Origin of the sequence: Acidovorax soli, from assembly GCF_014207955.1 — a bacterium.
Classification (GTDB): domain Bacteria; phylum Pseudomonadota; class Gammaproteobacteria; order Burkholderiales; family Burkholderiaceae_C; genus Acidovorax; species Acidovorax soli_A.
On the sequence record NZ_JACHLK010000025.1, the window covers coordinates 39,127 to 52,961 of the forward strand.

Consider the following 13,835-nt stretch of genomic DNA (forward strand, 5'->3'; position numbering starts at 1 on the left):
ATGGATGTGCCAGCCGAGTGCCCCGTTGCGGGGCGCGCCAGGCCTGCCGGTCATCGCTGGGGGCGGCCCCAGGGTGGTGCCCGGTGCACCATGTTGCGCTGCACCATCCTGGGGCTATCGGGGCCGGGCTGTCTTGCTGGGGTGCTGGTGTGCACCAGCTTGGGCATGAAAGATGCTTGCCTGTGGTGCATGAGTTTTGAACTGGATTTCGGCTGCGTCTCGCAGGCCGGGCGCAAGGAGGGCAACGAAGACTTTGCTGCCCTGGTCGAGGGCCAGGGGCGCGACCATGCGCGCGGCGCGGTCGCTGCCCTGGCCGATGGTGTGAGTGCGGGCGGCAATGGGCGCGAGGCGGCGCAGACCACGGTGCGCACGCTGCTGTCCGACTACTTCGCCACGCCCGAGACCTGGGACACCACGGTGGCGCTGGACCGCATCCTCAGTGCGCACAACGCCTGGCTGGCGGCCATGAACCGGCGGCGCCAGCCTGCCGTGGGCCTGACCACGCTCACCGCCATCGTGCTGCGCGGCCAGTCCTATACCGTGGCCCATGTGGGGGATACGCGGGCCTACCTGCTGCGCAACGGAAGGCTGCAGCAGCTCACGGCCGACCATGTGATCGCGCAGCGCGACCTGGCGCACCAGCTCACGCGTGCCCTGGGGCTGGACGACCATGTGGTGGTGGACTACAGCCAGGGTGAGTTGCAGAGTGGCGATCTGTTCCTGCTGGCGTCCGACGGCGTGCACGGCAGCCTGCCCGAGCGTGAGTTGCGCAGCCTGATGCGCCAGGGCCTGGCGCCGCAGGCCTTGTGCGAGGAACTGGTGCGCACGGCGCTGCGCCGCGGCAGCAGCGACAACGTGACCGCCATGGCCGTGCAGGTGCGCGGCGTGCTCGAAGCCACCCTGCAGGACGAATCGCGGCGTGCGCAGGAGCTGCCGGTGCTGCCCCTGCTCAAGGTGGGCGATGCGGTCGATGGCCTGGTGGTCACGGCGCTGGTGGCTGACAGCGGCATCCACCGCATCTACCAGGTGCGCGACCCCGCCACCCAGCGTCTGTATGCGCTCAAGACCTTGAACCCCCAGCGCGCCCACGATGGCGAGGAGCGCGCCACGCTGGCGCACGAGGCCTGGGTGGCGCGGCGCATGCAGTCGGGCAGTGCCGCGGCCCACCTGGCCTGCCTCAACGACTGGCCTGCCCCGGCTTCGGGGGCTGGCAGCAGCTTCTTTTACCTGCTCTACGACTGGCACCGCGGCGAGACCCTGGGCCAGCAGCTGCGCCGGCGCCAGCCCTTTGGCGTGGCCCGCACCGTGGGCGTGCTCACCCAGGCCGTGCGCGTGCTCGGCCTGCTGCACCGCCAGGGCGTGGTGCACCGGGACATCAAGCCCGACAACCTGCACCTGGGGGACGATGGCGTGCTGCGCGTGCTCGACCTGGGCGTGGCTCTGAGCGGGCGCGAGCCCGAGGCCACGCGGCTGCTGCACGCCGGCACGCCGAGCTACATGAACCCCGAGCAATGGCCGGGCTATGAGCGCAGCGCCGATGGCGAGACCGGTCGGCTGCCCGATGCCGGCAGCGATCTGTTCGCGCTGGGCGTGACCCTGTACCAGTTGCTCAGCCACGGCCGACTGCCCTATGGCGAGGTCGTGCCCTACCAGATCGGGCGCTACCACCGCGACCCCGTGGCGCCCAGCCGCCACAACCCCGAGGTGCCGATCTGGCTCGACCAGATCGCCCTCAAGGCGGTGGCGCGGCACCGCGCCCAGCGTTTCGAGACAGCCGAGGAGCTGCTGCTGGCGCTGGAGCGCGGGGCCTCCAGGCCCCTGCATGCCCACGCACCGCAGGCACCGCTGATGCAGCGCGACGCCACGGCCATCTGGAAGATCGCGCTGGCGGTGAGCGTGCTGGTGAATCTGTTGCTGGTGTATTGGGTGTTGTTTTTGCCGAGATGAGCTTGCGCGTGCGATCACCCTTTTAGCGAAAGCGAGGGCAACGCTGCGCGTTGGTTGGCGTGCGCCAACTCAGGCGCTGCGCGCCACCCTCTCTTTCGCTGGAAGCGGGGCAAGCGCTGTCGCGCTTACCGGCTGTGCCGGTCACGCGCTGCGCGCGCGGCCCCCCTTCTGGTGAAAGTGCTGGCAACGCTGCGCGTTGGCTGGCTGACGCCAGCTCAGGCGCTGCGCGCCCGACCGCCCTTTTCCGCCCACGTGCGCGTCCAGCGGATCTGCATCACGCGCAGCAGCACCAGCATGGCCGCAGCGCAGACGGCGATGGAGACAAAGCCCCAGAGGTAGCTGCCGCTGTACTGGCGCGACAGGCCCATGGCGTTGGGGATGAGGCCGCCGCCCAAGGCGCCGATCTCGCCGATCATGGAGCCGGCCACGGCCGTGGACAGGGGCCAGCGCAGGGGCACCAGCTGGAACAGGGCGCCGTTGCCCGCGCCCAGTGCGGCGAAGCACACCAGGAACAGCAGCATGGTCACTGGCAGCGACTTCTCGGCCAGGCCGCACAGCACCAGGCACACGGTGGTGATGGCCAGCACGCCCGTGAGCGTGTTCACACCGCCCCACAGGTCCGACAGCCAGCCGCCGAAGATCCGCAGCGCAGCGCCGAGAAAGGCGGCCATCATGGTCAGCTGGCCGGCCTGCACCTTGCTCACGCCGAACTGGTCGTAGAAGTAGGTGGGCATGAAGGCGATGAGGCCGATGAAGCCGCCGAAGGTCACGGCATAGATCAGGCTGAAGGCCCAGCCGTCCTTCTCGAACAGGCAGGCGATGTGCTCGCGGAAGGACGAGTGGGGCGCGCGGTCGGGCGGCTCCTTGGCGTAGATGGCCATCACCAGGGCCGGTACGGCCACGCTCACGGCGGCGAAGCCATAGACCGATTGCCAGCCGAACTTCTGTGCCAGCACCGGGGCCAGCAGCGCGGACACGGCCGTGCCCACGTTGCCGGCGCCCACGATGCCCATGGCCAGGCCCTTGTAGCGCGGCGGGAAGGAGCCCGAGCCCAGCGACAGCGCCACGCCGAAGCTGGCCCCGGCCACACCCAGCAGCACGCCCATGGCCAGCAGGTCGTTGTAGTCGTTGACGAACAGGTAGCCATAGCCCATGGCGATGAAGATGCCGGCCATCTCCACCAGCGTGGCGTTCTTGCGCCCGATGTACTGTGCCAGGATGCCCAGCGGAAAGCGCATCAGCGCGCCGGCGAAGATCGGGATGGACAGCATGATCCCCATCTGCGTGGGGGTGAGTTTCAGGCTCTCGGTGATGAACGGCGCCATCGCACCGTTGATGACCCATACGGCGCACGAAAAGGCGAAGTAGAGGAACGCGGACCACAGCGTGGGGGCGTGGCCGGATTTGAGGAAGTCCCGAAATTGAAGCATGGATGTCTCGCGTGGAAAGGGGCGTCGGCAGGCAGGGACGGCGGGGACCGATCTGCCCGCAGCGCGGCTCTGTACCGTGGCTTGCTGCGGAAAAATGGAAAAACAAAAAGGCGTCCGCATGGAGCACGCGGGCCGATGGGCCAACGACTCTCCATGGGGACGCCTGCGTCCTGTGCTCGCCGGATGCGCCTTTGCACCCGGTTGCACGAACGGCCAACTTCGGCCGTACCGTGATCGAAGCAAGGCGTGTGCCAGATGATGGTGCGTGCCGTGGTGCCAAGGCGATTCACCGCCAAGTGCTTGATTCCATTGAACTGCCTGCTATGAAATTTGTACTGCACGGCGCGCCTGTGGGCCGCCATGGTGCGAAGCCCGAGCCTGGGGTGCGGCGCAGTGCACCAAGGCCTGCACCAGCCTGGGGATGGCCGCATTGCGCAAATGTTGTTTGCGCGAACGGAGGTTTCTTCCTAGGATGTTTTGACCGCTGCAGGCCCCGGGCCTGGTTCCACGGCCGAAGACAGCGGGGACGAGATGCCATCCTTGGAGGGAATCCAATGCGCGTGAATCTGCCCGTCAGTACCCAGGAGTACGTTTTTCCCAAAGGCGAAACCCTGGTCTCCACGACCGATCTCAAGGGCCGCATCCTCTACTGCAACCCGATGTTCATCGAGGTCAGCGGTTACGAGAAGGAAGAACTGCTGGGCCAGCCCCACAACATGATCCGCCACCCGGAGATGCCCGAGGAGGCCTTCCGCGACATGTGGGAGACCATAGGCAACGGCCACCCGTGGTCGGCCGCGGTCAAGAACCGGCGCAAGGACGGCAGCTTCTACTGGGTGATGGCCAACGTCACCCCCTTGATGCAGGGTGACCACCCCACAGGCTACATGTCGGTGCGCACCGAGGCCTCGCGCGAGCAGATCCAGGCGGCCGACCGGCTCTACGCCACCATGCGGGCCGAGAAGGAGCGCGGCAGCCTGGTGCACGTGCTGCGCAACGGGCGCCTGGTGCGCAACACCGCCTGGGGCGCCCTGGCGGCCCGGTTCAAGCTCGGGCCGCTGGGCAAGATGTGCATGTGCCTGGCCGTGCTGGTGCTGGCGGCCTGGGGCGCGGCCGACCTGGGCGGGCACAATTTCTCGTTCGGCTCCACCCTGGCCTGGGTGGGCGTGCTGGCACTGGCCATGGGCATGGCCTGGTACCTGCACAGTGCCACGGTGGCACCGCTGTTCCAGATGCTGGGCTGGGCCAACCGCATGGCGGCGGGCGACCTCACGCAGAAGATCGAGGTCTCGCGCGACGACACGGTGGGCAACCTGCAGAAGGCACTGTCGCAGCTCAATGTGAACCTCTTGTCCATCGTGCGCGATGCGCGCCAGGAGAGCGAGCGCATGCAGGTCTCCACGCGCGAGATCGCGCAGGGCAACCAGGACCTGTCCTCGCGCACCGAGAACCAGGCCAGCAACCTGCAGCAGACCGCGGCGTCGATGGAGGAGATCACCGGCACCGTCAAGCACACGGCCGAATCGGCGCGCCAGGCCACGGTGCTGGCCACGCAGGCCACCTCGGTGGCCGAGCGCAGCAACCAGGCGGTCGATGGCGTGGCCGAGACCATGAAGCAGATCCAGACCGCGTCGGGCCGCATTGGCGAGATCACGCAGCTCATCGACAGCATCGCCTTCCAGACCAACATCCTGGCGCTCAATGCCGCCGTGGAGGCCGCACGCGCGGGCGACCAGGGGCGCGGCTTCGCCGTGGTGGCCTCCGAGGTGCGCAGCCTGTCGCACCGCACGCTGTCGGCCGCCAAGGAGATCCGCCAGCTCATCGACGATTCGGCCACCAAGGTCGAGGAAGGCCACCAGAAGACCGACACGGCGCAAAAGACCATGAGCGAATCGCTGGAGCTGGTGCGCCGCGTGAACACGCTGATCGGCGAGATCCACAACGCCTCCAACGAGCAGCTCACGGGCATCTCGCAGGTCAATGCCGCCGTGGCCCAGCTCGACACCATCACGCAGCAGAACGCCGCGCTGGTGGAGGAGAACGCGGCCTCGGCCATGGAGCTGCAAGGCCAGGCCCAGTCCGTCACCGAGACCGTAGCGGTGTTCCGCCTCGATGCCTCGGCGCCCGCCCAGGCCCAGGACGCGGTCGCCCTGCGCAAAGCCATGAAGTCGTCGCCACAACGGGCATTGGTATCCGCGTAGTCAGCAAATTTCGTCCCTGCCTCCAAAACTGGCGCGGCCGAAAGCCAGTGCTCCCGCGCAAGGGCCGCCCCGCCGCGCTGGGAGCGTCCCCCTCCCGAATCGCGCAGCGATTCGAGAGAGGGGTGAAGGCGCGCAGCGCCTCAGGGGGTGCTTTATTTACGTGCTTTCGCGCACGGTCAGCTCGAACCCCAGGTTCACCGAGTTGTGCTCGAGTGCCTCGCCGCGCATCAGGGCCAGCAGCATGCGCGCGCTGGCCTCGCCGATCGAGGAGCGCGGCGTGCGCACGGTGGTCAGCGTGGGCAGCATCTGGTCGCTGCCGGCCAGGTCGTTGAAGCCCGCCACCGCCACCCGGCCCGGCACGGCGATGCCCAGGCGCTGGGCTGCCAGCAGGCCACCCTGGGCCAGGTCGTCGTTGCAAAAGAAGATCGCGTCCACGTCGGGCTGGGTGCGCAGCATCTGCTCGAACAGCTCGGCCCCCAGGCGAATGGACGAGGGCTGCGGGCTCAGCAACTCCAACTGGGGGTCGTACAGACCGACTTCCTTGAGGCAGCGGCGGTAGCCTTCGGCGCGCTGCATGGTGCGCGGGTCCAGTTGCGCCGCGACAAAGGCCACGCGCCGGCGGCTGCGTTCCAGCAGGTGGGCGGTGATGCGGTGGCCCGCGTCCTGCTGCGAAAAGCCCACGCAATAGACGCCGGGGGCCGAGGTCATCTCCATCAGGTGCACGCAGGGCACGCCGCTGGCGGCAATCATCTGGCGCGCTGATTCGGTGCGGTCGAAGCCCGTGACCAGCAGGCCGGCCGGCCGGTGCGCGAGGTAGGTGCGCAGCAGCTGCTCCTCCTCGTCGGGGTCGTAGTGGGTCACGCCGATCAGGGCCTGGTAGCCATGCGGAAAGAGGATGCGGTGCACGGCATCGAGCACATCCACGAACAGCGCATTGGACAGCAGGGGCACGAGCACCGGCACCTGCACGCTGCGCTGCGAAGCCAGGGCACGGGCCGCAGGGTCGGGCACATAGCCCAGTTGGGTAGCCGCCGCCTTCACGCGCTGCACCAGTTCGTCGGCCACGCCGCGCTCGCCGCGCAGCGCGCGCGAGGCGGTGATGGGGCTCACGCCGGCCGCCTCGGCAACATGGCTGAGCGTGACGCGCCCGCTGGAGCGGCGCCGGGTTTCGGGTCTGGGCAAGGGTTTTCCCTCGGATGGTTATGGCCTGATGGATTTAGGATAGCGCTATCCAATGGCGAGAGCAAGCCAGCGCGTGCGCTAGTGTGTCATTTTCTCTTTGGATTCCCGTTTTTTCACCGCCATCCCGCAGGGATGTTTTTTTGAAGCTTGTTGGATAGCGCTACCATATGAACCGTTCGCCGTCACCGGTATTCCTCGTGGTCATGGGCGTGGCCGGCTGCGGCAAGTCCAGCCTGGGCGCCGCCGTCGCCCACGCCCAGGGCCTGCCCCTGATCGAAGGGGATGACCACCACAGCCTGGTCAGCCGCGAGAAGATGCGCCAGGGCATTGCCCTGACCGACGCCGACCGCGAAGGCTGGCTGGCCACGCTGGGCCAGCTGCTGCAAGGCCATGCCGGGGGCGCTGTACTCACCTGCTCGGCCCTCAAGAAGGCCTACCGCGAGCGCCTGCGCGCCGCCTGCCCAGGCGTGCGCTTCGCCTTCCTGGAGATCGACCGCGCCCATGCCGCCGAGCGCGTGGCCGCCCGGGTGAACACCCACTTCTTTTCCACGACACTGGTGGACAGCCAGTTCGCCACGCTGGAGTCGCCCGTGGGCGAGCCCGGCGTGCTGCGCCTCGATGCGCTGCTGCCCCTTGCCACCCTGCAGGACCAGGTCTGCGCCTGGCTTGCTGCCCACGAGGAAACCGCCCCATGAGTGCCAATCGCTCCCCTGCCGAACCCGCACCCGCAGACAAGGCCCCCGGTCCTTTTGAAAAGCTGGCCCAGGTGCTGATGGCCAGCTGCCTGGGCGTGATGGCCCTGGCCGTTTTCGTCAACGTGGTGCTGCGCTACGGCTTTGGCAGTGGCATCGTGGCCAGCGAAGAACTCTCGCGCCTGCTCTTCGTCTGGATGGTGTTCATCGGCGCCGCCGCGGCCTACCCGGCGGGCGAGCACATGGCCTTCACCAGCCTGGCCGGGTTGCTGGCCCGGCGGCCACTGGCCTTTGCCCTGCTCAGTGCCCTGATCCGGCTGCTGGTGATCGCGGCCTGCGCCATGCTGGCCTGGGGTGCCTGGCAGCAGGTCGTCGTGGGCATGGGCAGCCGCTCCGTGGTGCTGGCCTACCCGGCCGCACTGCTGCCGCTGCCGGCCTTCCTGTGCGCCGTGGCCATCGGGGTGATGGCCTTCATCGAATTGATTCAACGCAAGCCGCTGGACCTGGGTCACGGCGCAGAAGTGGAGTGATGGACATGGGTCCCGAAGCGCAGGCTTTCATCGTCTTTTCGCTGGGCATGCTGGTGTTCATGGGCACCGGCATGAACATGGGCCTGGCCCTGGTGCTCACCGGCGCCGGCATGGCCTGGGTGCTCGATTTCTTCGACACCCAGCTGCTGGCCCAGAACCTCGTGGCCGGGGTCGACAGCTTCCCGCTGCTGGCCGTGCCCTTCTTCATCCTGGCCGGCGAGCTCATGAACTCCGGCGGCATCAGCCGGCGCATCATCGACATGGCGCAGGCCTGGGTGGGGCACATCCGCGGCGGCCTGGGCTACGTGGCCATCGGCGCGGCAGTGCTCATGGCCAGCATGAGTGGCTCGGCCCTGGCCGATACGGCGGCGCTGGCCACCATTCTCTTGCCCATGATGCGCCAGCAGGGCTACCCGATGAACACCTCGGCCGGGCTGATCGCCTCGGGCGGCATCATCGCGCCCATCATCCCGCCGTCCATGCCCTTCGTGATCTACGGCGTGACGACCAATACCTCGATCTCGGCACTGTTCGTCTCGGGCATCGTGCCCGGCCTCATGATGGGTGTGGGCCTGATCTTCGCGTGGCGCTGGGTGCTGCGCGGCATCGACCTGCCCGACAGCCGTCCCGCCCTGCCGCTGCGCGAGCGCCTGCACGCCACGCGCAAGGCCTTCTGGGCCATGCTCATGCCGCTGATCATCATCGGCGGCATGAAGTCGGGCGTGTTCACGCCCACCGAGGCCGCCGTGGTGGCCGCCTTCTACGCGCTGGCGGTGGCCCTGTTCGTGCACCGCGAGATGAAGGTGCCCGAGATCTATGGCGTGCTGGTGCGCGCCGCCAAGACCACGGCCATCGTGATGTTCCTGTGCGCCGGCGCCCAGGTGGCCAGCTACATGATCACGCTGGCCGACCTGCCCACCGTGCTGACCGGCTGGCTCGGCCCGCTGGTGGAGAACCCGCGCCTGCTGATGGCGGTGATGATGGTGGTGCTGGTGCTCATCGGCACCGCGCTGGACCTCACGCCCACCATCCTGATCTTCGCGCCCGTGATGCTGCCGATCGCCGTCAAGGCCGGCATCGACCCGGTCTACTTCGGCCTGATGTTCGTGCTCAACGGCGCCATCGGCCTGATCACCCCGCCCGTGGGCACCGTGCTCAACGTGGTGGCCGGCGTGGGCCGCATCTCGATGCACAGCGTCATCAAGGGCGTCAACCCGTTCCTGCTCACCTACGTGTTCATCCTGGCGCTGCTGGTGGTGTTCCCGCAGCTCGTGACCATGCCGGTGCACTGGATGCGTTGACCCCCGTTACCCGTTTCTTCCCCGTGACCTTTCTTCTTTCCCTGCCAATGGAGACAACCATGAAGACTTTCCGCCGTACCCTGCTGGCCGCCCTGTCGGTGGCCGCCTTCGCCGCCTCGTTCCAGGCCGCTGCCCAGGACTTCAAGCCGCGCATCATCCGCTTCGGCTATGGCCTCAACGAGGTGTCCAACCAGGGCCGCGCCACCAAGCTGTTCGCGCAAGAGGTCGAGAAGGCCTCGGGCGGCAAGATGAAGGTGCGTGCCATCGGCGCTGCCGCCCTCGGCACCGATCTGCAGATGCAGCAGGCGCTCATCGGCGGCGCGCAGGAGATGATGGTCGGCTCCACGGCCACGCTGGTGGGCATCACCAAGGAAATGGCGATCTGGGACACGCCCTTCCTGTTCAACAACGCCAAGGAGGCCGACGTGGTGCTCGACGGCCCCGTGGGCCAGAAGGTGATGGACAAGCTGCAGGAAAAGGGCCTCGTGGGCCTGGTGTACTGGGAGAACGGTTTCCGCAACCTGACCAACAGCAAGCGCCCCGTGGCCAAGCTCGAAGACATGAGCGGCATCAAGCTGCGCGTGATGCAGAACAATGTGTTCCTCGACAGCTTCAAGACCCTGGGCGCCAACGCCGTGCCGCTGCCGTTCTCGGAACTGTTCACGGCGCTCGAGACCAACACGGTCGATGGCCAGGAGAACCCCTACAACACCATCCTGTCGAGCAAGTTCTACGAGGTGCAGAAGTACCTCACCGTGACCAACCACGTCTACAGCCCCTGGATCGTGCTGGTCAGCAAGAAGTACTGGGACGGCCTGTCGAAGGCCGAGCAGAAGGTGCTGCTCGATGCCGCCAAGAAGAGCCGCGACTTCGAGCGCCAGGACACGCGTGACGAGGCCGCCAAGGCGTTGGCCGACCTCAAGGGCAAGGGCATGCAGGTCAACGAACTGCCAGCGGCCGAAGCCGGCCGCATGCGCGAGAAGCTCGGCGCCGTGAACGCCAGCATCGCCGCCAACGTGGGCGAGGACCTGTGGAAGGAAGTGCAGGGCGCCGTGGCGGCCGCGCGCAAGTAAGCCGCATCTGCGCCGATGGCAAAAGGCCGGAGCCCCTTGCGGGGTTCCGGCCTTTTTTGCGGGGGCTGCCGTGCGGTCGGCCGCCTTGGCAATTACAGCGCGCTGATTTCGCCCGCTGGGATCTGGCCCGTGCGCACGGCTTCGGCGGCTGCGGCACGCACGGCGGCGCGGTCGGCCGTCGAGGTGTAGGTCACGACGCGCGAACCGGCGGGTTCCAGGCTGCGGGTCTTGGCCACGCTGGAAGCTTCGGCCATCACTTCGGCGCGGGTGCGGGTGGTGTCGTACTTGGTGGCGAACTGGGAGGCGTCGGCCTCATCGGCCTGGGCACCAAAGGAGGCGAAAGCGGCAACGGCGGCAATGGAAAGAAAGCGTGCGGTGGTGTTCATGGTGATCTCCGATCGAATTCAATAAATAAATGGGGTGCTACGGTTCAGGCGGGCGCTTACAGCGAGCCGATTTCGCCGGCTGGGATCTGGCCGGTGCGCACGGCGTTGGCGGCCTGGGCGCTCACGGCAGCGCGGTCGGCGGTGGAGCTGTAGCTCACCACGCGGGAGCCAGCGGGCTCCAGGCTGCGGGTCTTGGCGATCGAAGAGGCTTCGGCCATCACTTCGGCGCGGGTGCGGCTGGTGTCGTACTTGGTGGCGAATTGCGAAGCGTCGGCTTCGTCGGCCTGGGCACCGAACGATGCAAAAGCGGCAACAGCGGCGATGGAGAGGAAGCGTGCGGTCGTGTTCATGATGATTTCCTTTGGATAAAAAAGCGTCTCAAAAAAACCGGAACGGCTGCGATGCAAACCAGCTGCTGAACCGGGTTCGGTGAGTCGCCTTGCGGGTTCGGCTCATCGATGGAGTGAACTGTACGCCTGGGGTGTTCAATGAAAAACCACTCAGTCGCCAATTAACTGTTCCGGTATCAGAAACAATCCACAGAGTTCCTGCGGTGTCCAGCAGGCTTGTTCCCGAGAGAGCCAGCGCGTTGAACATGGGTGTATCGTGCCGGGTTAACCCGTAGCGGGGGTCTCGTCGCGGTTTCGTTTCTTTTCGATTTGTTTCGACCGCCGGGCAATGCAACAGCGCAGAAACATCAGTGGCCGCTTGCGTGACGCTTAGCGGTTGCACTGGCCGGGCAGATGGGCTGAAATGGCCCTGTGCCCGATCCACGTCTCTCAGAGGGAGGTTTCCATGACCGTCGTAGCCAAGATTCTTCAGTCCAAGCCTGACACCACCGTGCACACCATCCGGCCCACCGACTCGGTGCTCTCGGCCCTGCAACTGATGGCCGACAAGGGCATCGGGGCTCTGGTGGTCACCGAGGGTGACGCCATCGTGGGCATCTTCACCGAGCGCGACTATGCGCGAAAGATCGCGCTCCTGGGCCGCACCTCGGCCGCCACGCTGGCGCGCGACGTGATGACCACGGCCGTGCGCTTCGTGCGGCCCGACCAGTCGAGCGAGCAGTGCATGCAGATCATGAGCACCGGCCGCCTGCGCCACCTGCCCGTGGTGGACAACGGCAAGCTCGTGGGCATGATTTCCATCGGTGACTTGGTCAAGGACATCATCTCCGAGCAGAAATTCATCATCGAACAGCTGGAGCAGTACATCACTGGCACGCACTGAACCTGAAAAAAAGGCGCTGACCGGGACCGGCCAGCGCCTTGGGCGTGCGTTCTTGCTGCCGCGCCTTGCGGCGCGGGGTGTCAGGCCGCCTTCTCGACGTGCCCCTGGCGGGTGTAGAGAAAATCGATCACCGCCTTGCGGTAGTGCACGTACTGCGGGTCTTCGGCCAGCTCCACGCGCTTGCGCGGGCGCGGCAGGTCGACCTGCAGCACCTCGCCGATGGTGGCAGCAGGGCCGTTGGTCATCATCACGATCTTGTCGGACAGCAGCACGGCCTCGTCCACGTCGTGGGTCACCATGACCACGGTGCTTTGCGTGCGCGCCACGATCTCCAGCAGCTCGTCCTGCAGCTTGGCGCGCGTGAGGGCGTCCAGGGCGCCGAAGGGCTCGTCCATCAGCAGCACCTGGGGCTCCATCGACAGGGCGCGGGCGATGCCCACGCGCTGCTTCATGCCGCCCGAGATCTCGCCGGGGCGCTTCTGGCCCGCATGCGTCAGGCCGACCAGGGCCAGCGCGGCATCGGTGCGGGCCTTGAGCTGGGCCTTGTTCTCGCGCCCGCCGAACACCCGCTCCACCGCCAGGTAGATGTTGTCAAAGCAGGTCAGCCAGGGCAGCAGCGAGTGGTTCTGGAACACCACCGCACGCTCGGGGCCGGGGCCCTTGATCTCCTTGTTGGCGCACAGCAGGGCGCCGGCCGTGGGCGTGGTGAGCCCGGCGATCAGGTTCAGCAGGGTGGACTTGCCGCAGCCCGAGTGGCCGATCAGGGCCACGAACTCGCCCTTGGCGATGGTCAGGTGGATGTCCCTGAGCGCCGGGAACAGGCCCTTGGCGGTCTTGAAGGTCTGCTCGACCCCGTGGACCTCGATGAACTTCGTGGAATGGGATGCGTGTGCTGCGGTGGTGTTCATGCCTTCACCTCTTCGAATGTGAATGCGGTGGCCAGCTTGATGAGCGCGAACTCCAGCGCCAGCCCCACGATGCCGATCACGAAGATCGCGATGATGATGTTCTTGACGTTCAGGTTGTTCCATTCGTCCCAGACCCAGAAGCCGATGCCCACGCCGCCGGTCAGCATTTCGGCGGCCACGATCACCAGCCAGGCTGTGCCCACGGCCAGGCGCACGCCGGTCAGCATGTAGGGCAGCACGGCGGGGAACAGGATCTTGGTGGCGATCTTCCACTCCGAGAGGTTGAGCACGCGGGCCACGTTCATGTAGTCCTGCGGCACACGCTGCACGCCTACGGCGGTGTTGATGACCATGGGCCAGATGGAGCAGATGAAGATGGTCCAGATGGCGGCCGGATTGGCGCCCTTGAACACCAGCAGGCCGATGGGCAGCCAGGCCAGGGGCGAGACCGGGCGCAGCAGGCTGATCAGCGGGTTGAACATGCGCGAGAGAAAGGAAAAGCGCCCGATCACGAAACCGGCGGGAATGCCCACCAGCGCCGCCAGGCCGAAGCCGATGGCCACGCGCTCCAGCGACATCAGCACGTTCCAGCCCACGCCCTGGTCGTTGGGGCCGTTGCGGTAGAAGGGGCTGCTGAAGATCTCCAGCGCCTGCACCCAGGTCTCACGCGGGCTGGGGATGTTGCCGCCGGTGGTGGTCGAGACCACGGCCCACAGGCCGATGAGCAGGCCCAGGCCGCACAGCGGCGGCAGCACGGCCATCCAGAAGCTGCGCGAGAGCGCAGCCCAGTCGCGCGGGGCGCGGGCTGCGGGTGCGCTGGCAGGGGCTGGCTTGCGCGCCTCGGCCTGCACGGCCGTGCTGCGGGCAGGCGCTGCCGCGGCGTCGGCCGGCAGCGCGGCGGGAGGGGAGTGGAAAACGGCACTGACCATGGTGGATCTCCTGTGCGGGTGGG

General features: G+C 67.2%; 14 protein-coding genes. 7 read left to right on the forward strand and 7 right to left on the reverse strand.

Annotated features, from left to right (window positions below; all coding sequences use genetic code 11):
* The first annotated feature begins 189 nt into the window (after positions 1-189).
* Entirely contained in the window at positions 190-1,947 is a 1,758-nt protein-coding gene (locus HNP48_RS33010; protein ID WP_184865449.1) for a bifunctional protein-serine/threonine kinase/phosphatase, read from the forward strand.
* A gap of 215 nt (positions 1,948-2,162) precedes the next feature.
* Here HNP48_RS33010 and HNP48_RS33015 read toward each other — a convergent pair whose 3' ends face one another.
* The gene (locus tag HNP48_RS33015) at positions 2,163-3,377 is read right to left on the reverse strand and encodes a nitrate/nitrite transporter (protein ID WP_184865451.1); all 1,215 of its coding nucleotides are present in this window, start codon (positions 3,375-3,377) and stop codon (positions 2,163-2,165) included.
* Positions 3,378-3,931: 554 nt separating this feature from the next.
* Here HNP48_RS33015 and HNP48_RS33020 point away from each other — a divergent pair.
* Complete coding sequence (locus HNP48_RS33020; RefSeq protein WP_184865453.1) at positions 3,932-5,578, forward strand: methyl-accepting chemotaxis protein; 1,647 nt, start codon at positions 3,932-3,934, stop codon at positions 5,576-5,578.
* Between the two features lie 156 nt (positions 5,579-5,734).
* Here HNP48_RS33020 and HNP48_RS33025 read toward each other — a convergent pair whose 3' ends face one another.
* The gene (locus tag HNP48_RS33025) at positions 5,735-6,760 is read right to left on the reverse strand and encodes a LacI family DNA-binding transcriptional regulator (protein WP_184865455.1); all 1,026 of its coding nucleotides are present in this window, start codon (positions 6,758-6,760) and stop codon (positions 5,735-5,737) included.
* Positions 6,761-6,963: 203 nt separating this feature from the next.
* Here HNP48_RS33025 and HNP48_RS33030 point away from each other — a divergent pair, with 203 nt between their 5' ends.
* From HNP48_RS33030 to HNP48_RS33045, 4 genes are read left to right on the forward strand one after another with little or no spacing between them, the layout of a single operon-like run.
* Positions 6,964-7,455, forward strand: a complete 492-nt coding sequence (locus tag HNP48_RS33030; RefSeq protein ID WP_184865481.1) for a gluconokinase — start codon at positions 6,964-6,966, stop codon at positions 7,453-7,455.
* Positions 7,452-7,982: a TRAP transporter small permease gene (locus HNP48_RS33035; RefSeq protein WP_184865457.1), complete on the forward strand. Its 531-nt coding sequence runs from the start codon at positions 7,452-7,454 to the stop codon at positions 7,980-7,982. The genes HNP48_RS33030 and HNP48_RS33035 overlap by 4 nt, the downstream gene beginning before the upstream one ends.
* A gap of 5 nt (positions 7,983-7,987) precedes the next feature.
* Positions 7,988-9,283, forward strand: a complete 1,296-nt coding sequence (locus tag HNP48_RS33040; protein ID WP_184865483.1) for a TRAP transporter large permease — start codon at positions 7,988-7,990, stop codon at positions 9,281-9,283.
* Positions 9,284-9,342: 59 nt separating this feature from the next.
* On the forward strand, positions 9,343-10,356 hold the full coding sequence (locus tag HNP48_RS33045) for a TRAP transporter substrate-binding protein (protein WP_184865458.1): 1,014 nt from the start codon (positions 9,343-9,345) through the stop codon (positions 10,354-10,356).
* A 92-nt stretch (positions 10,357-10,448) separates the two neighbouring features.
* Here HNP48_RS33045 and HNP48_RS33050 read toward each other — a convergent pair whose 3' ends face one another.
* From HNP48_RS33050 to HNP48_RS33060, 3 genes are read right to left on the reverse strand one after another with little or no spacing between them, the layout of a single operon-like run.
* Positions 10,449-10,742, reverse strand: coding sequence for a DUF4148 domain-containing protein (locus tag HNP48_RS33050; RefSeq protein ID WP_184865460.1), 294 nt, complete (start codon positions 10,740-10,742; stop codon positions 10,449-10,451).
* 56 nt (positions 10,743-10,798) lie between these two features.
* Complete coding sequence (locus HNP48_RS33055; RefSeq protein ID WP_184865461.1) at positions 10,799-11,092, reverse strand: DUF4148 domain-containing protein; 294 nt, start codon at positions 11,090-11,092, stop codon at positions 10,799-10,801.
* 28 nt (positions 11,093-11,120) lie between these two features.
* The gene (locus HNP48_RS33060) at positions 11,121-11,339 is read right to left on the reverse strand and encodes a hypothetical protein (protein WP_184865462.1); all 219 of its coding nucleotides are present in this window, start codon (positions 11,337-11,339) and stop codon (positions 11,121-11,123) included.
* Between the two features lie 198 nt (positions 11,340-11,537).
* On the opposite strand from HNP48_RS33060, the gene HNP48_RS33065 reads away from it, so the two are divergent.
* Entirely contained in the window at positions 11,538-11,975 is a 438-nt protein-coding gene (locus HNP48_RS33065) for a CBS domain-containing protein (RefSeq protein WP_184865463.1), read from the forward strand.
* An 80-nt stretch (positions 11,976-12,055) separates the two neighbouring features.
* Here HNP48_RS33065 and HNP48_RS33070 read toward each other — a convergent pair whose 3' ends face one another.
* A complete protein-coding gene (locus HNP48_RS33070; RefSeq protein ID WP_184865464.1) occupies positions 12,056-12,883 on the reverse strand; it encodes an ABC transporter ATP-binding protein in 828 nt (275 codons plus the stop codon).
* Positions 12,880-13,812, reverse strand: a complete 933-nt coding sequence (gene ntrB, locus HNP48_RS33075; protein WP_184865465.1) for a nitrate ABC transporter permease — start codon at positions 13,810-13,812, stop codon at positions 12,880-12,882. Before ntrB ends, HNP48_RS33070 begins: the two co-directional genes overlap by 4 nt.
* Positions 13,813-13,835: the final 23 nt, after the last annotated feature.